The 26579-nt window shown below is 44.5% G+C and carries 24 protein-coding genes; 4 read left to right on the forward strand and 20 right to left on the reverse strand.

Annotated elements, in window-relative coordinates:
* Positions 1–33: 33 nt before the first annotated feature.
* The 3 genes from ABD036_RS03475 to ABD036_RS03485 all read left to right on the forward strand — a co-directional run bounded on the left by ABD036_RS03475 (position 34) and on the right by ABD036_RS03485 (position 1799).
* Positions 34–849, forward strand: coding sequence for a DUF6090 family protein (locus ABD036_RS03475; RefSeq protein ID WP_343856472.1), 816 nt, complete (start codon positions 34–36; stop codon positions 847–849).
* Positions 850–890: 41 nt separating this feature from the next.
* The gene (locus tag ABD036_RS03480) at positions 891–1406 is read left to right on the forward strand and encodes a hypothetical protein (RefSeq protein WP_343856474.1); all 516 of its coding nucleotides are present in this window, start codon (positions 891–893) and stop codon (positions 1404–1406) included.
* A gap of 165 nt (positions 1407–1571) precedes the next feature.
* A complete protein-coding gene (locus ABD036_RS03485; protein WP_343856475.1) occupies positions 1572–1799 on the forward strand; it encodes a hypothetical protein in 228 nt (75 codons plus the stop codon).
* Positions 1800–1992: 193 nt separating this feature from the next.
* Here ABD036_RS03485 and ABD036_RS03490 read toward each other — a convergent pair whose 3' ends face one another.
* The 20 genes from ABD036_RS03490 to ABD036_RS03585 form a co-directional block, all read right to left on the reverse strand.
* Positions 1993–2847 carry an alpha/beta hydrolase gene (locus tag ABD036_RS03490; protein WP_343856477.1) on the reverse strand — a complete coding sequence of 285 codons (855 nt, stop codon included), beginning with the start codon at positions 2845–2847 and terminating at the stop codon, positions 1993–1995.
* Between the two features lie 564 nt (positions 2848–3411).
* Positions 3412–4536, reverse strand: coding sequence for a flagellar biosynthesis protein FlhB (gene flhB / locus ABD036_RS03495; RefSeq protein ID WP_343856479.1), 1125 nt, complete (start codon positions 4534–4536; stop codon positions 3412–3414).
* A gap of 3 nt (positions 4537–4539) precedes the next feature.
* On the reverse strand, positions 4540–5322 hold the full coding sequence (gene fliR, locus ABD036_RS03500; protein WP_343856482.1) for a flagellar biosynthetic protein FliR: 783 nt from the start codon (positions 5320–5322) through the stop codon (positions 4540–4542).
* A 4-nt stretch (positions 5323–5326) separates the two neighbouring features.
* Positions 5327–5596 carry a flagellar biosynthesis protein FliQ gene (gene fliQ / locus ABD036_RS03505; protein WP_343856485.1) on the reverse strand — a complete coding sequence of 90 codons (270 nt, stop codon included), beginning with the start codon at positions 5594–5596 and terminating at the stop codon, positions 5327–5329.
* A 10-nt stretch (positions 5597–5606) separates the two neighbouring features.
* On the reverse strand, positions 5607–6356 hold the full coding sequence (fliP, locus tag ABD036_RS03510) for a flagellar type III secretion system pore protein FliP (RefSeq protein WP_343856487.1): 750 nt from the start codon (positions 6354–6356) through the stop codon (positions 5607–5609).
* Positions 6353–6832 (reverse strand): flagellar biosynthetic protein FliO, encoded by a 480-nt coding sequence (fliO, locus tag ABD036_RS03515; RefSeq protein ID WP_343856490.1) that lies wholly within the window; start codon positions 6830–6832, stop codon positions 6353–6355. The genes fliP and fliO overlap by 4 nt, the downstream gene beginning before the upstream one ends.
* Entirely contained in the window at positions 6792–7208 is a 417-nt protein-coding gene (gene fliN, locus ABD036_RS03520) for a flagellar motor switch protein FliN (RefSeq protein WP_343856493.1), read from the reverse strand. The genes fliO and fliN overlap by 41 nt, the downstream gene beginning before the upstream one ends.
* A 25-nt stretch (positions 7209–7233) precedes the next feature.
* Positions 7234–8292: a flagellar motor switch protein FliM gene (gene fliM, locus ABD036_RS03525; protein ID WP_343856495.1), complete on the reverse strand. Its 1059-nt coding sequence runs from the start codon at positions 8290–8292 to the stop codon at positions 7234–7236.
* Positions 8293–8329: 37 nt separating this feature from the next.
* Positions 8330–8845 carry a flagellar basal body-associated protein FliL gene (gene fliL, locus ABD036_RS03530; RefSeq protein ID WP_343856497.1) on the reverse strand — a complete coding sequence of 172 codons (516 nt, stop codon included), beginning with the start codon at positions 8843–8845 and terminating at the stop codon, positions 8330–8332.
* Positions 8846–8938: 93 nt separating this feature from the next.
* Positions 8939–11146, reverse strand: coding sequence for a flagellar hook-length control protein FliK (locus ABD036_RS03535; protein ID WP_343856499.1), 2208 nt, complete (start codon positions 11144–11146; stop codon positions 8939–8941).
* A 107-nt stretch (positions 11147–11253) separates the two neighbouring features.
* Positions 11254–11700, reverse strand: a complete 447-nt coding sequence (gene fliJ, locus ABD036_RS03540; RefSeq protein ID WP_343856500.1) for a flagellar export protein FliJ — start codon at positions 11698–11700, stop codon at positions 11254–11256.
* On the reverse strand, positions 11700–13034 hold the full coding sequence (fliI, locus tag ABD036_RS03545; protein WP_343856502.1) for a flagellar protein export ATPase FliI: 1335 nt from the start codon (positions 13032–13034) through the stop codon (positions 11700–11702). Before fliI ends, fliJ begins: the two co-directional genes overlap by 1 nt.
* A 4-nt stretch (positions 13035–13038) precedes the next feature.
* Positions 13039–13818: a flagellar assembly protein FliH gene (fliH, locus tag ABD036_RS03550; protein WP_343856504.1), complete on the reverse strand. Its 780-nt coding sequence runs from the start codon at positions 13816–13818 to the stop codon at positions 13039–13041.
* Between the two features lie 28 nt (positions 13819–13846).
* A complete protein-coding gene (fliG, locus tag ABD036_RS03555) occupies positions 13847–14881 on the reverse strand; it encodes a flagellar motor switch protein FliG (RefSeq protein ID WP_343856506.1) in 1035 nt (344 codons plus the stop codon).
* Between the two features lie 8 nt (positions 14882–14889).
* Positions 14890–16593, reverse strand: a complete 1704-nt coding sequence (fliF, locus tag ABD036_RS03560) for a flagellar basal-body MS-ring/collar protein FliF (protein WP_343856509.1) — start codon at positions 16591–16593, stop codon at positions 14890–14892.
* 18 nt (positions 16594–16611) lie between these two features.
* On the reverse strand, positions 16612–16941 hold the full coding sequence (fliE, locus tag ABD036_RS03565; protein WP_343856512.1) for a flagellar hook-basal body complex protein FliE: 330 nt from the start codon (positions 16939–16941) through the stop codon (positions 16612–16614).
* Positions 16942–17210: 269 nt separating this feature from the next.
* A complete protein-coding gene (locus ABD036_RS03570; protein WP_343856514.1) occupies positions 17211–18557 on the reverse strand; it encodes a sigma-54-dependent transcriptional regulator in 1347 nt (448 codons plus the stop codon).
* The gene (locus ABD036_RS03575) at positions 18554–19693 is read right to left on the reverse strand and encodes a sensor histidine kinase (protein WP_343856515.1); all 1140 of its coding nucleotides are present in this window, start codon (positions 19691–19693) and stop codon (positions 18554–18556) included. The genes ABD036_RS03570 and ABD036_RS03575 overlap by 4 nt, the downstream gene beginning before the upstream one ends.
* 188 nt (positions 19694–19881) lie before the next feature.
* Entirely contained in the window at positions 19882–21363 is a 1482-nt protein-coding gene (locus ABD036_RS03580) for a sigma-54 dependent transcriptional regulator (RefSeq protein ID WP_343856517.1), read from the reverse strand.
* 236 nt (positions 21364–21599) lie between these two features.
* Positions 21600–22400: a flagellin N-terminal helical domain-containing protein gene (locus ABD036_RS03585; RefSeq protein ID WP_343856519.1), complete on the reverse strand. Its 801-nt coding sequence runs from the start codon at positions 22398–22400 to the stop codon at positions 21600–21602.
* A gap of 246 nt (positions 22401–22646) precedes the next feature.
* On the opposite strand from ABD036_RS03585, the gene ABD036_RS03590 reads away from it, so the two are divergent.
* Positions 22647–26159: a motility associated factor glycosyltransferase family protein gene (locus tag ABD036_RS03590; protein ID WP_343856521.1), complete on the forward strand. Its 3513-nt coding sequence runs from the start codon at positions 22647–22649 to the stop codon at positions 26157–26159.
* Positions 26160–26579 lie beyond the last annotated feature (420 nt).

A 26579-nucleotide genomic window follows, 5' to 3' on the forward strand; every position in this document is an offset into this window, starting at 1 on the left:
TCACATTCACTGATTAACGAACAAGGTTAGCTAATGATCTTTGAAAGAGTAAAACAAGTGACCAAGCGTGGACTGCCATCCGCCTTGTTTGAGATCATGTTGATATTCATCGGTATTTCCTTGGCCTTAGCATTTGACAATTGGAATACCGAGCGCAATGCCAGAGCGCTAGAGAAGGAGTATTTGCAGTCGATTTACACTAACCTCGAGAATAATTTCAAACAAATTGATGACAACATGACGTTTAATGCCAACGGCTATTTAAAGTCGGCATGGAATGTCAGTAACTTTGTCAAAGGTGAGGCGTTCAACGAGGCAACTTTGTTGACAGATTTTCAGTCAAGTGGCAGTTATAAAACATTGTCATTGGAAACTTCAGGCTACACCAGTATCCGAAGTTACGGTTTGCACATTCTCAAATCACCTCAATTGAGAGTGGCGATCGTTGAGCTGCACGATCGACATTTTGATCGACTGCTGAATGTTTGGGAAGGGTTAGTCGTCCGCAAAGCTGCAACCGAGCTATTTGCCCCTATACGCATGGAGTACGGTGACTTTACTCGTGAATTTAACTCAGCAAATGAATGGCGTGAATATTTGCAGGATAAAAGACCCCTAAGAAATATGTATGTTCGGGTAATCAATAACTTTGGTAACGCCATTAATAACACTGTGCCTTATTTACGTAAGATTCACGTGGTGATGGAGCAACTTGAACAAGCACTCAAAATTAAAAGCAATCAGCAAGAGCGATTAAAACGCATTGAATTTTGGGAGTGGGAAGCCGCAAATGATTGGCCAATTAGTGATCCCATGCAACAAATTCCAAAGGATGAGCAAACGCATTAATAGGACCAATTATCAGCCTAATCAAAAAAACGTTTTTCATATTGTTACTGGTATTTACTGCGCAACTGCATGCAAAAGACGCAGAATGGCCGATGTTTAATGATCCGGCGTTTACTCCCAAGATTCAAACCCCGGCCTATGAAAAAGCCACAGGGCCAACCATTTTAATTGATGGAGCACACCATAATTTCTTTGTGCAGTGGCATTATCTTGATCCTTTTATTGCCTTAGCCCAAGTCGATGGCTATCAAATCGTAATCTCGGAAAAGCCCTTTAGTGAGCAAACACTAAAAGGGATCGACATAGTGATGATTATTACCGCCTTACCGTTTGACTTCACAACAAAAAATCAAGTAACTACCGAAGTTACTTTTACCGATAAAGAGCTCGATGCACTGGGAGACTGGGTGATTAAAGGCGGCGCGTTATTAGCGTTTAGTGAACACGCGCCCTTTGACCAAGCGATTAACCCGCTGTTAGCGCGCTTTGATACGCAATCATCTATTGGTTACGTTGAAGACCCCCTACCTAAGCACCATGGAGAAAAAGCATCTTGACTGCACTTTTCGAAGGACAATGGATTACTCAATACTGAGCACCCTATTACCCAAGGGCGAAATCCATCTGAAACAATTCATTATCTGCAAACCTATAGTGGCAGTGCTATCAGTACTAATGGCAAATATAGCAATATTCTTACGCTCAGCCCTAGCGCTAAAAATGTGATGCACTCAACCGGCGTTGGCCCCATTGGCATGGGAGACTCACAAGCAGTCGCTGGTCAATTGGGTCAAGGCAGAGTGGTTATTTTTGCTGACTCCAATGGGTTTACCGCCATGATCTTTAATAATGACAATGGCAGTCAATCCATAGCCGGATTTACTGATCCCAGTTCGCAGTGGCAACAAATGGTGTTAAACACCCTCCACTGGTTAACTAAGGTAATTTAACTTAGACCTGTTTCGACCTAAGCGGATTGTTTTGGGGGTTCCCGCTAACAACATGCGGGAATGACGAGGGTGGGACATGCGGGAATGACGAGGGTGGGACATGCGGGAATGACAGCATTGGAGCGAAGAGATGTATTTAAATATATAACCTTTTTGTGCCCCTTGGCCGGCTTATATTACTCAACGATGCCCTTTATTTGTTAAAAATCCACTTTAGTCCATTGCGTAAAGCAACGGGTGACGCGGAAAGATGATTATGCCCTTTTAAATTATCAAAATTATATTCCCACTCTACATTTTGTTTTTGCCAATATTCAACCCAATTCAATGTTGGTTCTTTGTAAGTTGGGTCGTCAAATTCAGCGATAGAAACATAGACTTTTGGACGCATGTCACGTTTCTTCATACCTTGTTTGAAATAATCTAGATTTCTATGTAAAGCCGGGTTACTGGCAATTACTGCGAAAAACGGTGCGTCTCCGTACATACTCGTATACAACGCAAACTGTCCTCCTAATGACTGTCCAAAAAGTACTTGCTTGTGACTATCAACTCGGTACTTTTCTTGAATTGAAGGCATTAGGCGATCACTAAGAAATTGTTCAAAAATTTGGGCCCCTCCCCAAAACTCTCGCTCTATAGTGGTTACGGTAAAATCATGACTACGGTCATTACCCTTGCGCCAATCATTATTTCCATAACTTATCCCCACAATAATCAACGCTGGTACGTCTTCCATTGCTCTTAGATACGAATAATAAGCCGCAAACAAGGGGAAGTTAGTACCACCGTCGAGTAAATACAATGTCGGGTAATATACTTTTTCTGATTGATTATATTCGTCAGGCAATCTCACAAAAATGTGATAAGGATGTTTAGTTTTGTTGGGCTTTGTATTTTTTAACTGAAAATACTCTATGTCCCCTAGACCTTGCAGTTTGCTCCACGCAATTTCTTTAGAAGGTGCGTGTTTATCTGCGGCAAAAGCGAGTGACGTTAAGCCGAACAATAGGAAAGTAATCAATAGAGGGTTAAAACGTCGGTCCACAATATGTCCAAAATTCCAATTTAAACCGTTGTACATCTAGTATGGAGCGAAATATTTGTTAAATCTGTTTCAAAAAGTTCAATTAGCCAAAACTAGAGATGAATAGTAAAACTCATACAATGATCTATTTCTTGGTTGATCGTTTAAGGTTTGTTAGATCTCGGCGCATCGTTTGAGAGCTTCCTGCTAACGACACGCGGGCATGACATTTTATTTTTTCACCTTCTAAAACAGACTAAGTAAAAGCAGACTGAGGAGCACAAAATGTCGTTTTCATGGACGAAAACGTCAAGCATACAAGGATGTATTCACCGCGTTTTTGTGAGTCTTGGGCTGCTTTTGACTTCTGTAGGATGCTTGGGAGGTTCCCGCTAACAACATGCGGGAATGACGAGTGTGGGACATGCGGGAATGACGAGGGTGGGACATGCGGGAATGACGAGGGTGGACATGCGGGAATGACGGGGGGTGGGACATGCGGGAATGACGAGGGTGGGACATGCGGGAATGACGTCCGTTGCGGCATAAGGGAATGGCATGTTAGTAACATGCCTGCAGGCACATTTAGTAGCGCATATCCGGTGGTATCGGCAGGTCTTGTCTTAGTGGTGGTGGTCGTTTTCCTTTGCCGCTCTTGAATGCTTTCACTTGATACACGTATGCCAGTACTTGCGCTACCGCCATGAATAATTTCTCGGGGATTTCTTGATCCGCTTCGGTGGTATGGAAAATTGCCCGTGCCAGTGGTGGAGATGCCACAATAGGCACACCATGAGCTCCAGCTATCTTCCGAATGTGCATCGCAAGCTCATCGCCACCTTTAGCAATCACTGTGGGCGCTTTGTCGCCATTCGGATCGTATTTCAAGGCCACTGAGTAATGCGTCGGGTTGGTCACCACCACGTCAGCTTTAGGCACTTCTTGCATCATGCGTTTAGCGGCAGCTTGGTATTGCAGTTTTCTGATCCGGCCTTTGACTTGCGGATCCCCTTCCGAATTTTTACGCTCGTCTTTGACTTCCTGCTTGGTCATTTTCATTTCTTTGTTGTGCTTCCATGTTTGATAAGGCACATCAAAAGCAGCTATGGGGATCAAGGCGCAGCACATCATTAGAAAAGCCCAAGCGATAAGATCCATGGCGTGAAACAAGTTTCTTGGGTAAAGCTCTCTATCCAAATGCAAGGCTTCTTCTTGGAACATCATAAAAGCGATGTAAGCCGTAGTCGCCACCACCACAAACTTGGCGATGGCTTTGAGTAATTCAACTAAACCGTTTACCCCAAACATGCGTTTGAAACCGGCAATCGGACTCATTTTATTGGCTTTGAATGCTGCCGATTGCCAACTAAAGTTATACCCGCCCAAAGCAATGCTGCCGTAAATTCCTGCGACCGTCGCCATCAACATATACAGTAATACCGGTACGCTGATAGTTTCAAAGGCATAACCCCAAGCTTGAAACATATGGTTTAAATCGTAAGTCTCGTCGCGGGACAACGTAAAAGTGCGTAAGGTAACTTGATAAACCGCACGAGCAATCTGTTCACCGACCAGCAAGAAAGAGATTGCACTACCAACTAACACTAAGGTGGTGGATAATTCGCGGGATCGCGCAATCTGCCCTTTTTTTCGGGCATCGCCGGTTTTTTTGGCCGTGGGGTCTTCTGTTTTTTCGTGCGAATCAGCCATCGATTAATTCTCGCAGACCTGAACCAAATTACACATCAGCAATTGCGCGCGCTCCCATTGAATTTCGAAATGATGAGTAAAGTTATCCATGGTTAACCAGATGATCACCAGTCCCATAATCTGCGCGATAGAAAAACCAATGCTGAAGATATTCAACTGAGGAGCTGCTTTGGTCATAATGCCAAACGCCAAGTTCACGATCAGTAATGAAACTATGGGCGCAAGAGACAAGGTCACAGCGCCGATAAACATCCAGCCTGCCCAATGGGCAATCTCTCTAAATTGTTCTGGTTGAAACCAAGCTTCGCCGATAGGGAAAGCTTGGAAACTTAAAACAATCATACGGATCATGGCAAGGTGGCCATCAAGTGCCCAAAATAACAGAGTCGCAAGGATCAAATAGAACTGCCCCACTGCCGGTACATTGATGCCATTAACAGGGTCAACAATGGATGCAAAGCCAAGTCCAGTCTGCATCGCGACCACCTGACCAGCTAAAACAAAGGTCTCTAGCACCATGGCGGAGATAAATCCGATGGCCACACCGATAATCAAATTTTGAATGATCAACACAAAGGTGCCGACATGCAGCAGTTCAGTGATATTGACTGGCGGCACAACCGGCATGATGACCAGCGTTAAAAACAAGGTTAGTAGCGCCCGTATGGGCATAGGAACGGTTTTCGCGCTTACTCCTACCATAGCAGCAAACAGACCAGATACGCGCATAAATGGCAGCAGCATATCAGCCATAAAGCCGGTAATAGTGGTAGCCGCGACTTCCATTATATTAACCCACCACTTCTGGAATGCGCTCGACCATACTAAAGGTAAAGTCCATAAGCTTTTGCACTAACCAATGCCCTCCCCAGCTAAGCACTAAAAGTGTCATGATCAAACGGGGTAAAAAGCTCATGGTTTGCTCGTTGATAGAAGTGGCGGCTTGGAAAACCGCGACTATCAGTCCCACGAACAAACTAGGAAGAATAATCGCAGATACCAATAAAATAACCATCTGCAACGCTTCTTTAAGCACTTCAACAAATATTTCCGGTGACATAATAAATCCCCTATCCCAAACCAAAACTGTTTGCGAGTGTGCCAAATATCAAATTCCAACCATCTACCAACACGAACAGCATGAGTTTAAACGGTAACGAAACGATCATTGGCGATAGCATCATCATACCCATCGCCATCAGAATAGAAGCGACCACCAAATCTAAGATCAAAAAGGGTATGAATAGCATAAAGCCAATCTGAAACGCGGTTTTGAGTTCGCTGGTCACAAAAGCGGGAATAAGCACCGTCATTGGCACCTCGGAAGGATCATCAAACTGGTCCTGCATGTCGCCAAGCTCCACAAAAGTCTCCAAATCTTTGATCCGGGTTTGTGAAAGCATAAAGGCGCGCATGGGAATTTTCGCTTGTTCATAGGCTTCGATTGACGTTATTTCTTCACTCAAATAAGGCTGCAATGCGGTTTCGTTTATCTGCTCAAACACCGGCGCCATAATAAACATCGACAGAAACAAACTAACGCCAATCAGGATCTGATTTGACGGTGATTGTTGTAGACCGATGGCCTGACGCAATATTGACAACACTATGATGATCCGTGTGAATGACGTCATCATCATGATGAAAGCGGGTAGCAAGCTCAGCGCAGTCATTATCGCCAAGACTTGTAGCGTCATGGTGTAGTCTTGCGAGCCGTCTGGATTAGTCGTTACCGTGAGTGCATCTAAACCAGGCGCAGCCAATGCCTCAGTTGGGATCAGCAAAATGACACTTAGAGTCAACAATAACCACATTTTCATGATGATTTCCCGCCGTCTATACCAGATTGAATTTTGCCAGCAAGGGCTTGGGTTAATTTATCTTTAAAGCTCCCGGCCTGATTTGGTTGGTTTTTACTAAGCGGTGTTTCAAGCTTGGCTAGATGATTAATGTTGGTTGCGGTAACACCGATAAGGTGCTGTTCATCCCCGACCTCGATAACCATCACCCTTTCACGGGTTCCTGCCACCATAGACGCAACGACATTTAATTGACCATTGCCTGTGGCAGTGACATTAAACCGTCGCATTATCAGCGCCAACGCCACAACAATCGCGATTACCAGCAACAATGATAGAAAAATTGACACTATGGAGGTGGGGTTTGACAGGCTTTCGGCTTGTGCAAATACCTGTTTTGGGATGAAAAAACACAGGCTCAGCGGAAGCCAAACCCATGTTTTAAAAGAGTTTTTGTTACCTAAGCTTTTTAATTCTCTCGATTTGACTAATGACATCTGTTAACCGAATACCAAATTTATCGTTGACCACTACTACTTCTCCATGAGCAATCAACGTGCCATTTACTAAAACATCTAATGGCTCTCCGGCAACTCGGTCTAATTCCACCACTGATCCTTGATTTAATTGGAGTAAATTTCGGATACTAATATGGCTGCGGCCAACCTCCATAGAGATGGTCACAGGAATGTCTAATATGGTGTCGAGTTTCTTCTTTTCTTTTTGCGTAATAGGCGCATCTTCAGATAATTCATCTAGTTCAGCGACGCTTACGTCTGTGTCTTGATCACCGCCTTCTGCCTCTGCGGCTTCTTCGTCTGCCTGTTCAGCCATTGCTGCTGCCCAGTCATCCATTGCATCATCTTCACTCATTGTGTATTACCTCGGTTTGCAGTGATCATAAATCTTCCTCTAGTACAGAAAGTTCAGCATCGCTGTCTATCCGGCGTCCGCCTTTGGTTAATAATTGTAACTCTGACTTCACAGAAGTCGGTCTTGGAATTTTTTCAGTTATTTTCACCGCGATATTGTCTCTAGAACGACCAAGCTTGGCCCTGAAAGTAGGCAAGTCCTCAATCAGCACGGTGATGTTTTCGGGCATTTCAATTGGAATAATGTCCCCAGCTTTGAAATCCATTAAGGCTTTCAATGGCACGTCAACGTCTAACAAGTGGGTGGAGACAGCCACATTCACATCGAGAATTTCATCTCTAAGCGCTTTACTCCAACGTAAGTCGGTGTCCTCTTTGTCACTTTGCACACCCGCGTCCAGTAGCTCCCGAATAGGCTCAAGCATGGAATAAGGCAAAGACACATGGAAGTCACCGCCGCCGCCATCAAGTTCAATGTGGAAAGAACTGATCACCACTACTTCGGTTGGACTGACAATGTTGGCCATCGCTGGGTTGACTTCCGAATCAAGGTATTCGAACGAAACGTCCATCACCGGAGCCCAGGCCTCTTTATAATCTTCGAAAATCAATTTCAGCAACATTTGTGTAATTCGACGTTCGGTTGGGGTAAATTCACGGCCTTCAATTTTGGCATGGTAGCGGCCATCACCGCCGAAGAAATTGTCTACCAGAATAAAGACTAATCTGGCTTCCATTGTGATAAGACCGGTACCTTTTAATGGTCTGAATCTAACCATGTTCAAGCTAGTAGGCACAAACAGAGTATGGATATACTCGCCAAACTTGATCATCTGGATACCGTTGATCGATACCTCAGCAGAACGCCTCATCATATTAAACAGACTGACACGCATGTGCCGAGCAAACCTCTCGTTAACGATTTCGAGAGTCGGCATACGCCCACGCACAATGCGATCTTGCGAAGAAAAGTCGTACTCCTGCATGGAACCATCAGATTCCAAATCCTCGGTATCGTCCTCTTCGACGTCATCAACGCCATGTAACAGCGCATCAATTTCGTCTTGTGATAATAAATCGCTCAAAAGTTTGCTCGCTTTCTATTTAAAAGTTGTCATGGTGTTACTGCATCACAAAGCCGGTGAACAGCACCTGCTCTACTACGTCATTATCTACCGTTTCTTTCAACACTTTTTGTACTTCTCTGACCGACTGGTCGCGCAACGACACTTTGCCCGCTTCAGTCACCAAATCTTCGGCATTGGCACCACTGAAAACGCGCAGCAGGGTGCCCTCAATGATCGGGATATGCATTTTCGCCAGCTCTTCGTTGTCTGTACCACGCACCATGAGCTGAACTTTAATTTGTGCTAAGCGATCTCTGCCTTGGCCTGGCACATTAAAGACAAAGGGTCGTGGCATGGCAATATACAATGCCGTACCTTTATTCGCTGTCGGTTGCCCTTCACCATCCGCGGCTTGAGAGACTTCAGTTCCGCCTTCCATAACAGGGTCATCGGAACCACCTAAAAGAAAGTAGGCCGCAGCGCCTCCACCGATAAGAACAACAGCAACAATGATGATAATCATCATCTTGCCTTTGCCGCCCTCTTCCATTTGTAATTCTTCTTCTGCCATGGTCTTCTCTATTTCAGCGATTGTTAATGCTATTATCGGATAGTGACACCAAATCGCAATCTTTGATTAACTAATTTGCATGAATAACTGCCGTTAGACGAAATAATCAATACCACCTAAACGACCATTTCGAATCGGTTGGTCAATGTGCATCATATCTTCGTCTTCTAATTCTTGTTGTTCTGAATGTCCACCAGCAAGCTGACCTTGTGCTTCAGCGTCAGTATCACCTTGCTCTTGATGCACCGAAGACTGCCCCAGCTCAATGCCTTGCTGCTCTAGCAACTCTTTCAATCGAGGCGTTGCTTGTTCTAACACATCTCTGGCTTGTTGCGACTGAACGACAATACTCACTGTGGCTGAATCCCCTGCCATATTGATCCTAACTTTCATCGCTCCTAAATCGGGTGGATCAAGGCGAATTTCAGCCTGTAGATTGTTCTGATTGACCATCCATCTGACTTTTTCAGCCATCTGCTGAAGGCCTTCATTGCGGGTAATATTCACCGCTTTATCAAACTGCGCAACCTGTTGCCCTTGCTTTTGTTGAGTAACTTGAGCCTGAGTTAGGGTATCGTTACTAGTCACCTTAGTGATGTTGGCAGATAACTGACCACTGTCGTTTTGTGCTCTAAGTAAATTGGATACTTCCAAGGTTTGGTTAAAACGACTTAATGTACCGCTAACTTGTTCTGAATTAACCTGTACACCGGTGATTTTGGTTAGGCTATCGGCAACCATAGCGTTAAGATCGATACTAGGTTGATGGCCTTGTTGCAATTGCGCCTTAAACTCTTCTATTCCAGCTTTCAACGCAGCGACGAAATTCTCTTTAAATACAGCGGGATCGGCACCCAAGGTGACTTTTTCAAGACTTTGCAACACGGCATTATTACGATTTTTATCTGCATCAGAGACCAGTCTATCAGCCATATTAGCCAATGCCGCATCAAGTTTGGTATCTGGCAGTTTAGCTAAGCGAGTGAGATCTTCAGCAATGGTATTAGCGGATTGCTCAGGTAAGTTTTCGGTTAAGCCTGCGGGCAAGATATCAGCGGCAATGGTAGTCGTATCCGCTTTAACGTTAGTTGTTTGTACAACTTGATTTTGATTGCCAGCCAATTTTTCCGGCAGCGTCATGGCGACCAACAGTTCAGCGTCTAAGCTGGTTTCTGCTTCGGTCATCGCATTATTAGCACTCTTTGCATCAACCAGAATGTCAGCGGGGACTGCCGTTAATAAACTATGTTGCTGCCCAGCGTTCTCTACGTTTTCAGTGTTTTTTCCCCGCAACGCAGAGTTTTGAGCGAGCAACAGCTCTTCTATTGCTTCTTCTATTTTAGCAATAGGAGGTTTTGCAGCGCCCGGTTTATTCAACAAGTCAGCTAAGGTTGCTAGAGCTGATTGCTCTTTTTGGGTAGCGAAGTCTGCGGCTATCTGCTCTTCAGTGACTAGCAACGTTTGGTCTGTACCTGCGTCTGTGACTGGCTTTTCAATGCTAAGTGTTTGAGCAGCATCGGCGGCTAGCTGTGCATCCAACCCATTGGCTTTGCTTCCAAGTTCACCCGTTATGTCAGCAGATAGCTTAATCTCTGAGTCTTTTAATGCCGGTTTGGCACTCTTATCCGTGTTGTTGGCAAGATCCGCGCGCAAGCTAGATTCAACTAACGTCAACCAATCTATGTCGCTTTGCATCTCTGCGGCCGTTTCTTCACCAGCGGCATCCTCTGACGTGTGAGCTGTGATGTCAGTATCTTTTGTTTCTACACCAGTAGCAGTCAATTCGGACTCTTTGCTCGTCGAAGGTTGCTGATTATTAGTACCCGTTTGCTCATTATCCTCGGCCTTGGAAGTGGTATTATGTGCCGCCGCTTTATCTGCCGCTGATTTGTCAGCTGACAGATTGTCATTTTCAACGGCAGCGTCCACTGATTTGGATTGCTGGGCTGATTTACCCTGCTGCACCTGTGCCGTATTGCTATTAGATTGTGAGACGGCAGGCGTGGTGTTTTTCGCTTTTACTTGTTGCTCAGTTTGCTGCGGTGTTTGCTTGCGATCATAGAGATCGCTTCCTTTAACGTCCTGCTTTTGCCGTGAACTTGCATTGTTAGCAGAAGGATTTGATGGCTCACTGACTCTATCAACCGCCACTCGAGGCTGGACAGGCTGACTATAAATGGGATTGGCCTCACGCAGAAAGGACTGAAAATCAACCTGTGGATTGATATTTTGGCTTTTTTGCGTGCCTACTTTAAATGATAAGGCGGCAAATTCTGATTTGTCGGTGGCAATATGTTGCATCTTTCATTCCCATTTTATTGTCGATTCGTGCGATAAACCGACTAACTGGTAATTACTCAGCAAGGAGCGTTCCAACATGTAAAAATCAAATCGAACTTCTTTTTTTACTAGCGCACGAGTGTATTGCGAATATAACGTTGCGTCGAAAGTTCATCCATAAGCTGCTGCTCAATACGATTAGCTCGATCTTCTCTTTGGGCCACTTTCTTTTCCAGCAACATCTCAACCGCTTTGCGCTTGCGTTGTTGTGCTAGCCACTGCGCTTTGCGCTGCTCTGCGACCACTACAGCCTGACTGATAACTTGCATCTGCTGTTGACAAGCTTTGTCTAACTTGCCAATAAACGAATGGAGCTGATTGAAGGTATCAACGCTCAAAGGCTTATCGGTTACGGTTTGTGTTTGACGTAAATAGTCGAGCTTGTAGCGTTCGAGGCTCGACAGTTTTTGCTTATTTAGCGTGACATGCTGGTTTGCCAATTGAAAATTAGCGGCCAATTTATCCTCTTTGTCTTTTTCCCACCTAGCAACTTGCCGTAGTTGACGTTCAGCCATTACCCTTTACCTAACCCCTGAGTCAATGACATCATGCCTTCAAGGCTTTCATCATACGGAATTACCTGCTTCATGCCTTGTTGTAAAAATGCGTTAATCGCAGGCTCAGCGGCGATGGCTAGATCCAATCGAGGATCGGTGCCTTTGGTATAAGCGCCGATATTGATCAGATCTTTGTTTTGCTGGTAATTCGAGTAAACCTGCTTAATGCGACGGCTTGCACTGAGGTGCTCTTCGCTCACCACCATTGGCATAACACGACTAATGGATGCTTCGATATCAATCGCAGGATAATGACCAGACTCCGCCATATTACGAGATAACACAATGTGTCCGTCTAAGATTGCTCGCGCTGAGTCAGCGATAGGATCCTGTAAATCATCGCCTTCGGTCAAAACGGTGTAAAACGCCGTTATTGAGCCTTGCCCTTCTTTACCATTACCTGCACGTTCAACCAAAGCCGGCAAACGCGCAAACACCGACGGCGGATAACCTTTTGTTGCTGGCGGCTCACCCACCGCCAAGGCGATTTCCCGCTGTGCCATGGCATAGCGGGTTAATGAATCAATCAATAACAGTACATTCATGCCTTTGTCACGAAAATATTCGGCGATTGCCACGGCGGTTTCGCAACCTTTTAAGCGCATCAAAGGTGAGGTATCAGCTGGCGCTGCCACGACAACCGACTTTTTGCGCTCTTCGTCACCCAATATATCTTGGATAAATTCTTTTACTTCTCGGCCCCGTTCGCCAACCAGACCTACCACTACCACATCGGCCGATGTGCCCCGAGTCATCATTCCCAGCAACACACTTTTACCCACACCACTGCCAGCAAACAGCCCCATTCGCTGGCCAGATCCCACTGTGATAACAGAGTTAATGGCTCTAACACCAACGTCGAGCGGCTTTTCTATCGGTTTACGCAGTAGCGGATTGATTGGCGGTTTACTCAGTGGCACGCGCTTTTCCGCTTTGATTGCACCTAAGCCATCTAATGGTTGACCATTGCCATCAACCACTCGGCCGAGTAAGGACATCCCCACTGGCAAGCCCTGCTCTCTATCGAGTGGCTCCACTCTAGAGCCCGGCACTATGCCTTTAACGGCCTCTGTGGGCATTAAATAGGTCACATTTTCGGCGAAGCCAACCACTTCAGCTTCAATTTGTCCGTCGATAGTTTGGACCAAACATTGGCTACCCACCGGCATTTGGCAGCCCACGGCTTCTAAGGTGAGGCCGATGCCTCTAACCAGTTTTCCCGAAGCAACGCTTGGCGCTTCAGGCACTTGGCTTTGCAAAGACGTGATATGGTCAAACAATTGACTGCTCATGGGATCAGTGTGGCTCCAGGTCGCTAAGGCCCTGCTCTAGTAAGAATTTATCGAGAACGTCTTTAACCCGACGTTCTATCGACACATCCACGGCATTATTTTGGGTACTGATATCGCACCCACCTCGGCTCATATCGGGGTTTTCGACAAATACCCAATGATGTTTTTCTATGTGCTCTTCGGAAAAGTGCTGTTTAATGATATCAATATCCTCGGGATGCATGTGGATATGATAGCTGGCTTCTTGAATTGGCAATATTTTCAATCCAGCATTAAGTGCATTGAGCAGTATTTGTGGATTGGTTTGAACATCCGCTCGGATCACGGCTCGCGCTAAGGAAACAGACAATTTGACCAACTCTGATTTCAATTGCTCTTCGACGATATGCACCGGCTGCTGGAGTTGGTCAATTAATCCCTGCCAGTGCTCAAGCAAGGCTTTTAATTCATCCTCTCCAGCGGCAAGGCCTTGTTGGTGCCCCTCTTCATACCCTTGAGTTTGGCCTTGCTCTAAGCCCTGCTGTTTGCCTTCTTCAAATCCTTGCGCTTCGCCCTTTGCTTTACCTTGCTCAAATCCCTCTTTGTAAGCGGATTCTCTGATGGATTCAATTTCTTCAGCCGTCGGCGGAGCAACATCTTCAGGTTGTTCTTCCGGCGGTTCGTACCTCCAGGTACTTTGACGATTGAACGCATTGGTTTTTTGTGGCTCAAGGTTTTCAGTTTGCTCTAAAAACGGCAGCTCCCACGCAGCGATTTCTTCGTCAGTAAGATCAGTATCACTCACAGTGATTCACCTAGGGTTACAGATTGCATTATAAGAACTCTTCTCCACCGCCGCCGCCAAGCATAATCTCACCGGAATCAGCCAACCTACGTGCAACAGAAAGAATTTCCTTCTGCGCGGTTTCAACTTCACTGATACGCACTGGTCCCAAGGCTTCAAGATCATCAAGTAGCATTTCAGCGGCTCGTTTAGACATATTTTTAGTGATTTTGGTTTTGAGCTCTTCATCGGCGCCTTTGATCGCTTTAAGCAACGAGTCTTGTTGCACTTCACGAAGAATGGCCTGAATAGCTCTATCGTCAACATCAGCAAGATTGTCGAATACGAACATCAAGTCTTGGATCTGTTGACTCATTTCTTCGTCTTGCTCACGTATGGCATCCATCAACTGACCTTCAATATTGGTATCTAGGTAGTTCATGATGTCAGCCGCAGATTTCAAGCCGCCCATTTTAGCCGCTTGCGTACCGGCTTGACCGGCAAATTGTTTCTCCATGATCTCATTCAATTCTTGTAATGCTGCCGGTTGCACCTCTTCTAGGTTGGCAACACGCATCATCAGATCCAAACGCACTTTTTCTGGGAACTGGGATAAAATTTCAGCCGATTGCTCCGCTTCTAAATAAGACATAACGATCGTTTGGATCTGTGGATGCTCGTTGCGGATGATACTGGCCACCTGTTTAGAGTCCATCCATTTGAGTGAATCGAGTCCTTTGGCGCCACTGCCCATCAAAATTTGGTCGATAAGGTTAGCCGCTTTATCTTCACCTAGGGCTGCCGTTAAGGCCCGTTTCACAAAGTCTTGGCTTTGGAATCCGATGGTACTGTAATTTTGTATTTCTTCGATAAAGTGCTTGTGCACAGCGCTAATTTTAGGCTGGGTCATATCGTCGATCTGCGCCATTGCCTGCCCCAGCTTTTGCACTTGCTTGGGTTCAAGATGTTTCAGAATTTGCGCAGCGTCCTCTTCGGAAAGACTCAGCAACAATATCGCTGCTTTGTCGACACCCTCGAGTTTGCCCACATCATAACTAACGCTATCTTCTGCTTCTTCAGGCATGACCTTTCCTATTCATCTTGTAACAACCAGCCTTTCACCACTTGGGCTGAAAGCTCTGGCTCATTAGCAACGAGTGCACGTACGGCTTTGAGTACGTCTTCATCTTTATGCAGATCCGGCAGCATTAACGAACCATCAGCGGCAAAACCAACCTGACCTTCATCAAATTCTTGCGACAGCATACTAATGGTCTCATCACCCAAATCAAGTGCGCTATCAACATCGAAGTCATCACCCTCGGTGGTATCTTGCGGATTGATCAATCTTCCTAACATAGGTCTGACCAACGCAAAGATAAGTACGATAATGACCAGCGCGGCGGCACCCCATTTTACATATTGTGCGAACCATTCTTCTTTATAATAAGGTACCACGACAGGTTCATAATCATCATCTCGGCTAAACGGAATACTGACCACTTCTAATGAATCCCCGCGGGTGACATCAAAGCCAATTCCACCTTGTAGTAAGCGTCGAATATTCAACAATTCTTGCTGGGCTCGCGGACTGGTTGTCACAGTCCCATCTTCGGAGGTTTCAGTGACATAATCCACAGCAACAGACACGCTCAATCGTTTAATAACACCGGTCTGTTGTTTAGTATGGCTGATTGTGGTGTCAAGTTCATAGTTTCGCGTCTCTTCTTTTGAGTTGCGACCGGGCAAAGTAGTTTGCATGCTAGCACTACCAGCTCGCTCTGGAATATTGGAGTCTAGCGGTGGTTGATTAGTCAATGCGCCAGGAACCCCAGCTATCACGCCACCAATGCTGTTTTCTTCGACCAGCATTTCACTGCGCACTGCAGGAAGGTCGGGATTGTAACGTCGTTGCGTTTGCTCAACGGCAGTAAAGTCCATGGTCACATCAGCTTGGGCGGTATAATTTCCCAGTCCCAGCACCGGAATTAATATCGAGTCAATTTTCTCTAGGTAGGCAGATTCGCGCTGCTTTTCCATTTCATATTCTTTACGATTTCGGGCAGACACAGAATCCTGCGAGCCGGAATTTAATAATCGACCGTTGCTATCCGTAACCGTAACCTTGTTGGGCTCCATACCTTGAACCGCAGATGCCACTATATCGATAATGGCGCTGACTTCTTCATTGGATAGACTGGCACCTCTTCCTGAGGTAACCACAACGGTTGCACTGGCTTTTTTCTCGCGTCGGGCAAACACGTTCTCTACTGGCATTGCCAATAATACTTTAGCTCGCTTAACGCCATTGATTTCTTCGATAGTACGGGCGATTTGTTGCTCTCTGGCATGCTTTAAGCGCTCTTTTTCTACCCGTTGACTAACACCGAACCCCATGTCTTGCATGATAATTTCGGTGCCTTCAGATTGAGAAGAGCTCGCCAGCCCCTGGCGGGTCATATTGAGTTTGATTTTTTTGTATTCGCTTTCCAACACTTTGACCGTGTTGCCTTCAAGGATATAGTCGGGGTAGTTTTGATCGAGGTAGTCCAAGGTCTCGATTAACTCTTGGGTTTCCATTTGACCAAGTGGGCGGTAAGACGGCTCTTTCGCCCATAGCATGATAAATATGGCGATTGCGATACAGATCACAAGGGCAATGACAATGGTCACTTGTCGCATCATATCAGCGCTGCCTAATGCATCCATAAATCCAGATTTTTGCTCCAGTTCATTGGAATCTGAATAGGCATCGTTATCGCTCAATGCTAGTTCTGTACTTGTTGCCTCAGCCACAATTTATCCTCTTAGTCTTTAAACGGGCATATTCATGATTTGCTTGTACGCTTCCATGACTTTATTGCGCACTTGAACGGTTGCTTCAAAAGCAATTCCCGATTTCTCTTTGGCTAACATCACATCTGCCAAACTCATGGTTTTATCACCCATCTCAAAAGCAACTTGCATGTCTTTGGCTTCTAACTGCATGTCATTAACAGTATTAATTGCTTGCCCCAACATCTCGGAAAAGTTTTTCGATGATGGGTTAAAGTCCGCCTGTGTCGTGTTTGGCATGATGTCGAGCTTGGCCCCTGAGGCCATTGCTTGCATCTCTTGATATAAAGACTGCGCTTTGATTTCCATCGGTCACTCCAAATCAGCTTTGCTGTTACATTTACCGTCGAGGTTTCATATTTCTGACGATATGTTGCTGTTTAGAAAGGAGTAAGCAATCTCAGTGCCAACATATAATTTATATAAATATCAATAAGTTAAATAACGCGACATTTTATTGACACCGATGCATAGCGGTGTGGCATGAGGAAAAAATCAAAATCTTGAATGGAAGCATCCACAATACTTAACAAAAAAGCCGATAAATCGGCTTTTTCAATGTGGTTTGTGAGGGTGTTTTAAGCGGGTAACTCGATCCCAACTTCGCGCATACGGGCTAATTTATAGCGCAACGTTCTAGGGCTTATACCCAATCGCTCTGCGACGTCTTTACGTCGTCCATTACACGATTGCAGGGTATCTAGAATGATCTGGTGCTCTTGATGACGCAACTCGCTCCCTAGCTTACTTTCATCAACTTCACTTGATAGGTTTTCGTTTACTGAACGATGTCCGGTATCGACTTCAATCATCAGATCACTGCCCTCAATTGAGTTCCCATCGGTGAGTATTAGCGCACGTTGGATGACATTTTCTAGCTCTCGCACATTACCCGGCCATTGATGCTGCAGTAACTTACTGCGTGCTGAGGCACTTAGTGTTGGTGCATTGCCATTGCCATTGCCAGCAAAGTGCCGCTCAATTAAATGCTCTGCCAGTGGAATAATATCGCCTGCACGCTTGTCAAGTGGGTGCCACACAAGTGGAAATACATTCAAACGATAATACAAATCTTCGCGGAACTTACCGCTTTCAACCGCTTCTTTCAGGTCGCGGTTACTGGTTGCAATCACTCGAACGTTCAGCGCTATGGTTTTTCTACCACCTAAACGTTCCACTTCCTTTTCTTGCAACACGCGCAGCAGTTTCGACTGCAAGGCCATGTCCATTTCAGTAATTTCATCGAGTAACAAACTGCCGCCTTGCGCTTGTTCAAATTTCCCAGGACAGGCTTGGATGGCGCCAGTAAATGCCCCTTTTTCATACCCAAACAAGGTAGCTTCTAACATGTTTTCTGGAATGGCAGCACAGTTAATCGCCACAAAAGGTTGCTCGCTACGATTAGATTGATCGTGAATATAGCGCGCCAACACTTCTTTACCAGAACCACTTGGACCTAGCACCATCACAGTGGCTTCAGAAGACGCCACTTTTTTAGCTAGACTTAATAAATTAATACTGACCGGATCGGCTGCGATAGGATCGCGAGACTCAACTTGTTGTGCCGGTGCATAACGGCTGACCAAATTAAGCAACACTTCCGGGCTAAAGGGTTTCGACAAATAATCGGTTGCGCCATCACGCATCGCTTGAACAGCGTCATCGATAGTGGCATAGGCCGTCATCAACAAAGTGGGCATATTCGGGAATTTGTTTTTAATGCTGCGCAACAAAGCCAAGCCACTCATTTCGCCCATTTGAATATCACTGACCACAAGATCGACTTGAACTTGACCCAATTTAATCATGGCCTGCTCGGCACTATCCGCTTCGATAACGTTGTAGCCCCCAAGTAAAAGGGTATCTACCAGCGCCTCACGTAGTCCGGCATCGTCTTCAACAATCAATATATTGGTTTGGCTCACGATTGACCTCCTGCAGTTTGCAATAACTCGTGATGAAGGGGCAGTTGCAAGGTAAAACATGCACCCTGTCCTTCCATATTGTGGACTCTTACGCTGCCCGTATGAGATTTAGCAACGGTGGCGACAACCGCCAGACCAAGCCCTGTGCCATGACTTTTTGAGGTAAAGAAAGGTTCAAATAGTCGGTGCATGGTGCTGGGATCGACACCCGGGCCATTGTCTTTTACTGAAATATGAACGCCGTTATCGGCATACTCGCAGCCCAATTCAATTTGGCATTGAGGCTGTGCTTGGATGGCGTTATGGATCAAATTTTGAATAGCGCCTAGTAACGCTGGCTGATTGCCAATGACCGTTAACGGTTGGTCACTCAATTTAAGTGACAGGCTTGCGTCTGCTTGGCTAAGCATATTTTCACTGGCTGCAGCGACTTGCTCCAACAATTGGTTCACCTCGATGCTCTGTACAACCTGCTGTTCACCGCTTTTCGCAAACAACAACATGTCATTGACTTGAGACTCTAACTCTTTCAAGCGATGGGTTAATTTCTCAGAGAATCGCTCACGGGCTTGATCGGTTAATTTATGACTGGCCAAATTAGAGGCATATAAAATTGCTGCTGAGAGGGGCGTTCTGATCTGATGTACCACAGAAGCAACTGTTTTCCCCAATGACGATAAACGTTGCATATGACTAATACGCTGCTGCAATTGACGGGTTTCGGTGAGATCGGTTAGCACGATGAGCTGACCGGGCTCTTCGTTCAGAGGCGTGATTGACAACTTTACTTTTCGACCATCATGCAACGAAACCTCGTGACCATCATCCGCTTGGGGCTTGAACGAGCGGCTGATAATGTTTCGCCAAAGCTGTCCTTCTAACGGTTCACCGAGTAAATCTCGGGCAACGGCATTGGCTTGCTTAACAATACCTCGGCCATTAACCACCACCACTCCTGCTGGCATAACTTGGAGCAAATGCTCCAAACGCGTGGCTTGGCTTTTAAGCTGTTCAAATTCGCGCCGTGATACTTGAGTGGTATTGCGACGCTCCTGATCGGCAAGTTCGGTATGCGCGAAATCGGTTGTAGCTTGTGTCGTATCGTAGTTTTCCCGCAGTGCACTGTCGAGCGCCATACTTTCCTCACGTCAAAAAATAGTTAAGGGCGTTATGACAGGTAGATAGCATATCGCATGCCAATATTTTTACCTTAAAAATCAATAAACTAGGGGGTTTTATTGGAAAAGACTAACGTCAACAAAATGACAATGAAATGAATTTGGTTATTTTAGTAACAAAGGGCTTTGGCTAACAACGGGGCTGATTAGTCCCGCACAATGCCATATTTACGCATTTTTTCGACTAAAGTAGTGCGGCGCATTCCGAGAATTTCGGCGGCGCGAGCTACCACACCATCTTGCTGATCTAGCGCTTGATTAATCATGCTAATTTCCAGCTCAGATAAATACTCTTTCAGGTTCATACCATCGGACGGCAGCGCCGAGTTAATCGTTATTGCATCTGCTGCAGCGGTGTCGTCGGGATTCGAATCGGTATTCACCGTATAGTTTACGTCTTGATCGTTATTTTCTTCGTCATTATCACCAAACAAGGCTAATAAGGCTTCTCTTTCCAATAGCTCTTCAGGATAATCTGGTTCAAAGTTATCGCCATTGGTATATTGATACTTGGCAGGCAGATCGTTGACATCAACGACTTGGTTAGGAAACAAAATCATCAGCCGTTCAACTAAATTCGACAACTCTCTGACATTACCAGGCCATTGATGTTCAACTAGCGAGTTAATCGCATTTTCAGTAAATCGAATCGTGGCTTCGTTTTCTCGTTCTATGCGTGACACCAACTCTTGCAACAGCAACGGGATGTCTTCTTTTCGGTCACGCAAGGCGGGACTTTCGATGGGGAACACGTTCAATCGATAGTACAAATCTTCTCGAAAGGATCCTTCTTTTATCATTTCCTCTAGTTCACGGTGGGTTGCCGCTACAATACGTACATCACACTTAATCGGTTTATTGCCCCCTACCCGCTCATACAATCGTTCTTGTAGAACGCGCAATAATTTAACTTGCATTTGCAGCGGCATATCGCCGATTTCATCGAGAAACAATGTGCCGCCTTCGGCCAGTTCAAATCGGCCTTTGCGCGAATTGATAGCGCCTGTAAAGGCCCCTTTTTCATGACCAAACAATTCGCTTTCTAACAATTCAGCTGGGATGGCTCCGCAATTCACCGGAATAAAAGGCCCATCTTTACGATTCGACAAAAAGTGCAGATTGCGCGCAATAACTTCTTTACCTGTGCCGGATTCGCCTAACACCAGTACGTTGGCATCTGAAACTGAAACTTGCTCAATCAGGTGGCGGACATTTTGAATTTCATCGCTTTTACCAACTAAACTTCGAAACAATTTAGTGTGGCTAGCATGACCTTGTGAAGCAGGACGTTTACGCACATATTCCTGACAACGATGCAACATTTGCGTTAACATCGGATAAGTAACGGGGTCGGTAAGCTGCCCTACCACATTAGCTCTGAAGTCTGTGTCATTGTGCTCATTACCAATCACTACAAACGGCTGAGCAGGAAACTTGCTGACCACATCGTCTGTCAATTCTGGCGATTCGACATCAATAATCACAGCATTGAAACTGACTTGAGATTTGAGCGAGCTGATGGCTTGTGAAAACGGCACTAGGGTGCATTGTTCGCCTAAAAAAGACAAGATTGTCTTGAGATTATGGGCGCGCGTCGATTGCTCGCTGATAATCAAAATAGTACTCATCTTTTCCCCAAGCGTAATATTTTATTTTTATAGGATAATAGGATCTATTGGTTTGTGCAGTGAATTTTCGCCAACGATTGAACTGCAAAAACACCATCTACAATAACAATGATTTTAAACATTCGTTGCTGGATAGCAACCAACAATGTCAGTGTTTTGCGATAAAAATCAAATAACTGGATAAAAATAAAGCAGCCAAAGGCTGCTTTATAGAAATGAATTAAAGTAAAGCGTTATCAACTAAGTAAAGATAACACCTGACCTTGTTGTTGATTTGCTTGAGCCTGCACCGTTAAGGCAGCTTGGCTTTGTATTCCCGTCGCGATGCTTTGAGTAGTCGCTTGCGCAAAATCGGTGTCTTGCAAACGACTTCTGGCCGCTGACACGTTGACATCAGCCTGACTTAAGTTTCGTGCGGCACTTTCAAATTGATTTTGTGTAGCCCCGAGCTCTGCTCGCGCACCACCAACAAACTCAAGGGCATTATCTGCCGCTTCCAAGGCTTCTTCAGCACCTTGAGCGGTAGACACATCAATATTCAGGACATCGTCTAATTCAGCTGCGATGTCTTGCGTTTGCACACCAATTCGTTGACCGGCATTCGCGCCCACTTGAAAATCGATATTGCCACTTTCCGATAGCAACTGCCGACCACCAAAGTTAGTTTGATCTATTGTCTGGGTAATGTTTTCTTGCAGTTGAGATATTTCAGCTTGCAAAGCGCCGCGGTCAGCATCGGATAATATGCCATTGCCCGCTTGTACCGAAAGCTCACGGATACGATTGACATCACTATTGATGCCAGACAAGCCACCCTCTGCGACTTGGGTTAAAGACACACCGTCATAAGCATTGGAAATAGATTGCCGATTGCCTTCAACCTGAGTTGTCAGCCTATCAATAATTTGCTGCGCAGCGGAATCGTCTGCGGCACTATTGACACGCTTTCCCGATGCAAGCTTTTCGAACAAGGTTTCTTGCTTTTGCTGCAGTTGTTGCAACAACGAGGAATTTGTTTCAGTATTTATACCGTTCATCACTTACCCCTTTTTACCTCCTTTGAGAATAGCACAAATGAGGCTTATGCGTAAATTGTAAACAACCTGAGTAACATATGAAAATCTATCACTAGGTATATGTTTCAATAGGGTCTAGGTTTAGTTGATTGCTGCACTTTGCACTTCCCAGAATAAATTCAACGACTTATTCTTTTTTTAGCCATGCCGATAGCATAAGATGTTAAGCCGAAAGAGGGGCATATAAATAATGAGTATCAACTAATTATGCTGAAGAATATCCGTTTACATATTGAGAGTGATGAGCAAAAGCAGGCCGTGCTTGACGAAAAACTCGCCAGTCTCATATTAAAAACTCATAAAAGTAACATCAATGCATTTCAGCGTAATATTCCATCATTATTACCTTATGTGAGGTCACCTGAATTAACCAACTACTCGGTTTTCGTCAATAAATACGGCGAAAACAATATTGTTGATTATGGTAGAGGTCGCACGTTTTATGGCTTTCACCCTGAACAAGAAGTGCTGGATCAGTTGGCGCTATTGGAACAACACTGTCCGGAAATTGTGTTCCAAAAAACCGCCACTGAGACACTCTCTACTAACTCACCTGCGCAAAGTATCGAAGAATTAGACAGTGTGAAACGCAGACAACGACAACAGCCTCTGCCTTATGAAATTGAGTGTTTAGTGGTACTTGGTTGTGGCCTGGGACTGCATTTACGCCATCTCCTCAAGCAGCACAAAATCAAGTATTTGCTAATTTACGAGCCAGAACCACAGTATTTTCAATGCTCTGTCATGATCACTGATTGGCAAGAAATCTTCAGTTTGGCCAAAGACAACGACACCGCTATCTTCTTGCAATTAGAAAAGGACGGCAGAGACCTAGTGCAAGATATGAACGAGTTGATTGAGCATTGTTCAGTTTCAAGTTTTCACCTGTTCAAGCATTACAATCATCAGGTATTTAATTCGTTGTACAGCGACTTATCAGAGAAAACGTGGGAGCAGATTAAAAACAGTGGTTTTTCAATTAAGTCAGAGGAAAGTTATTTAGATTATTTGCCAAGTTGGACTCCCAACATAGATTTGGCGTCCCATTCACAATTGACAGCAGATAACGATAAATTAAGCAAAAATCTTGCGGCTTTTAAAAAGTACTTCCCGCAAATATATCAAGAATACAAAGACTACAAACCGAAAAAGTGGTTGCCAATTGCCAACAATCAAGGCGAAGTCAACTTACTTAAAATGGATAGTCTGCATACTTGGTATGGCGACTCACCGCAACACGACTGCCTGTTAAATTTTGAAAACTTTAACCAGCAACCTACTAAAGATGGATTAGTACTTGGGTACAACGGCACAAAACTAGCCCACTACGCTCATTACGAATTTGTAAAAGAAACTGAGGAGTTACTTAAACAGGCAGAGGAAGAAGTAGGAACCTTGCCAGACGTTGTCCCCTCGATCATTATGTTCGGTTTGGGCGTAGGTTACCAATTAGAAGAGCTTGTGAAAGATCACACGGTTGAGAAGCTATTTATATGTGAACCTAATCGAGACTTCTTTTACGCCTCCTTATTTGCAATCGATTGGCAACAAATACTAGAGTCAATAGAGCAATCAAAATCACGAATTTATCTTAATATAGGTGATGATGGCACCAATTTATTCCGCGATTTACTCAATCAATTTTACGCCGTTGGTCCATACATTTTAAACAATACTTACTTCTATCAAAGCTATTACAATGCTTCTTTAAATCACGCCATCAGTCAACTTAGAGAGCAGTTGCAAGTAGTTATCTCGATGGGTGAATACTTTGACCATGCTTATTATGGGATAGCGCATACTGCTGAGGGCATGCGACGAAAAATACCCGTTTTGGCGGCTGATCCAGCAAGCAAGTTTACCTATGACGAAAAAGAAGTTCCGGTATTTATTGTTGGTAATGGCCCCTCTTTAGATAGCTCAATTGAAGCCATTAAAGAGTGGCAGGATAGAGCCATAGTCGTCAGTTGCGGCACCGCGTTACAAGCTTTACATCGACACGGAATAACTCCTGATTTTCATGCCGAGATTGAACAAAACCGCAGTACTTTTGACTGGGCAATGTTAATAGGCGACCCAGCGTATTTAAAGCGTATAACGTTGATTTCTTGTAATGGTATCCATCCTGACACCTGCGATTTGTACAAAGACGTGATGATAGCATTTAAAGAAGGCGAATCGTCTACCGTATCAACTCTCAATGTGTTGGGACGCGAAAACTTTGCAGCATTGCACAACGCCTTTCCGACCGTTAGCAACTTCGCATGTGACTTATTTAGTAATATAGGGTTTACCAATATCTATTTAATTGGCGTTGATCTTGGATTTGTGGATGTCAAACATCATCATTCTAAGTTATCCGGTTACTACAAGGAAAATGGTGAAGAAACCTATGATTATGCAGAAAAAAATAATACGTCGTTAATTGTTCCTGGCAATTTTCGGCCAACAGTGAATACCAAACATGAGTTTAAGGTTTCAAGACAGGTTATAGAGCAAGTAACAAGTGCAAAGCCGAAAGAGCAAGAGTTCTACAACTGCAGTGATGGCGCTAGGATTGCCGGAACGATACCAATAAGACCCGATGGATTACTGATAGTGTCGAGTACATCTCAAAAGGTACAAACGCTTAAGGTATTAAAATCTAAAATATTTACTACCAAGCATATAGATGGATATGTCGAAAAGTATAAAAACGTCTATTCACAAGAACTTTTGATGAAAGAGCTGGCAGCCATCGAATCACTTCTTAAGCCTAAGGTGGAATCATCTAAAGATATTAATAAATTGATCGACACTCAGAAACAACTTCTTTTCTCGTCTTACAAAACGGGGAAATCGCTATTATTTTACTATCTGTATGGCACGATTAATTACACCAATGCCATGCTGACCAAGCTGATGAATACACAAGCAGAATCGCAAGAAACATTAGAAAGATGTGATTTGGCAAGACAAAAGTGGCTAGAAACCTTCTTAAACATCAAGCAGCTTCTATCCAGTTACCAACTAGATAATTTTGATACATCTGGTTTCAGAGTGTTTAAACGTCAGAATAAGCTTTCAGAAATGAAGTATCAAAACGAAAGTTTATTAATTGTTTCCGATTCAGAGAAATTTAAGAAAATCGTCAAGTTCTATTTAAAAACACACTATCCATGGTTAGTAAATTTTAAAATAATTACTTCCAAAGAAAGCTTGGATTACAAAAAGGTGCCTAACTATTCGGTGTATTATTTGGCAAATACGCAAACCGTCATTAAGGGCCGAGATGCGTCACTTGTATTGACAACCAAGACCGAGGACATGTCACTCCTGCATGACCAAATTAGTTACATGCTGATACCTTCAATAAACAAAAAAACGGCGCTAACCGACACTGTAACACTCATGCAAGCAGTATTGGGGTATTGTTTAGGCCATCACAAAAGTTCAATAGTCCTTCCAAGAACATGTGCCACTAACAGTGATGAATTTGGCGAGCAACCTATCAAAATACCGATGGAAAATTACTATATATACCAACATCTATGGTATTTGTGCATCTACCCAAAAGATTCAAACGCAAATATAAAACAAATTTCAAATCACGGTTCAAGAGGGAAGCGTCTCCTAGGAAAACTCAAGATGAAACATCTTGTCGTAAAGCACATCTCGAACGAAGCAATGTGTAAAGTGAGAAAAAGGCGTGCAGTTTTGTTGAAGTCTTCGAGAAAGTGAGTAGCAAAGAACTTGATGCATTTAGCAAAGAAACAAGCGATGAATCCTTTCTGATACAACTTGAGTCGTGACTCACCGAACTTACCTGAGCTAATGCATCTGAGTGACAACAAACAACAACGCTCACAAAAGGTTGATTAAAGGAGCAGCTGATATAGTTGGATCAGTCCCAACCCGATGTCACACAACTATAATCTTAATAGCACTAAATCCGTAAGTCAGCATTGTGTCATTTACGGATCAATATGTAATGCCCAATGAATGATCACTTTACTTGGTTAGCGGACGATCAATAACGCTTCATTAAGAAGCGAGTTTAGGCTTGCTAAACTAGTGACGAAGGAACTCGAGCAAGCCGTGACGAGTCTTTCTTTAATGACTTGTTATATGACGCTTATAAGTTACTTTGAACCATGCCTT

Source organism: Aliiglaciecola litoralis, assembly GCF_039523355.1.
Taxonomy (GTDB): domain Bacteria; phylum Pseudomonadota; class Gammaproteobacteria; order Enterobacterales; family Alteromonadaceae; genus Aliiglaciecola; species Aliiglaciecola litoralis.

Coding starts and splice junctions, on each gene's coding strand:
- ABD036_RS03475 (WP_343856472.1), top strand. CDS start 34: ATGATCTTTGAAAGAGTAAAACAAGTGACCAAGCGTGGACTGCCATCC.
- fliP (WP_343856487.1), bottom strand. CDS start 6,356: ATGAAAATGTGGTTATTGTTGACTCTAAGTGTCATTTTGCTGATCCCA.
- fliG (WP_343856506.1), bottom strand. CDS start 14,881: ATGCCTGAAGAAGCAGAAGATAGCGTTAGTTATGATGTGGGCAAACTC.
- ABD036_RS03535 (WP_343856499.1), bottom strand. CDS start 11,146: ATGCAACATATTGCCACCGACAAATCAGAATTTGCCGCCTTATCATTT.
- fliL (WP_343856497.1), bottom strand. CDS start 8,845: ATGGCAGAAGAAGAATTACAAATGGAAGAGGGCGGCAAAGGCAAGATG.
- ABD036_RS03580 (WP_343856517.1), bottom strand. CDS start 21,363: ATGAGTACTATTTTGATTATCAGCGAGCAATCGACGCGCGCCCATAAT.
- fliQ (WP_343856485.1), bottom strand. CDS start 5,596: ATGTCACCGGAAATATTTGTTGAAGTGCTTAAAGAAGCGTTGCAGATG.
- ABD036_RS03585 (WP_343856519.1), bottom strand. CDS start 22,400: ATGAACGGTATAAATACTGAAACAAATTCCTCGTTGTTGCAACAACTG.
- ABD036_RS03575 (WP_343856515.1), bottom strand. CDS start 19,693: ATGGCGCTCGACAGTGCACTGCGGGAAAACTACGATACGACACAAGCT.
- fliE (WP_343856512.1), bottom strand. CDS start 16,941: ATGGAAATCAAAGCGCAGTCTTTATATCAAGAGATGCAAGCAATGGCC.
- fliN (WP_343856493.1), bottom strand. CDS start 7,208: ATGAGTGAAGATGATGCAATGGATGACTGGGCAGCAGCAATGGCTGAA.
- flhB (WP_343856479.1), bottom strand. CDS start 4,536: ATGGCTGATTCGCACGAAAAAACAGAAGACCCCACGGCCAAAAAAACC.
- fliJ (WP_343856500.1), bottom strand. CDS start 11,700: ATGGCTGAACGTCAACTACGGCAAGTTGCTAGGTGGGAAAAAGACAAA.
- fliI (WP_343856502.1), bottom strand. CDS start 13,034: ATGAGCAGTCAATTGTTTGACCATATCACGTCTTTGCAAAGCCAAGTG.
- fliR (WP_343856482.1), bottom strand. CDS start 5,322: ATGGAAGTCGCGGCTACCACTATTACCGGCTTTATGGCTGATATGCTG.
- ABD036_RS03590 (WP_343856521.1), top strand. CDS start 22,647: ATGCTGAAGAATATCCGTTTACATATTGAGAGTGATGAGCAAAAGCAG.
- fliO (WP_343856490.1), bottom strand. CDS start 6,832: ATGTCATTAGTCAAATCGAGAGAATTAAAAAGCTTAGGTAACAAAAAC.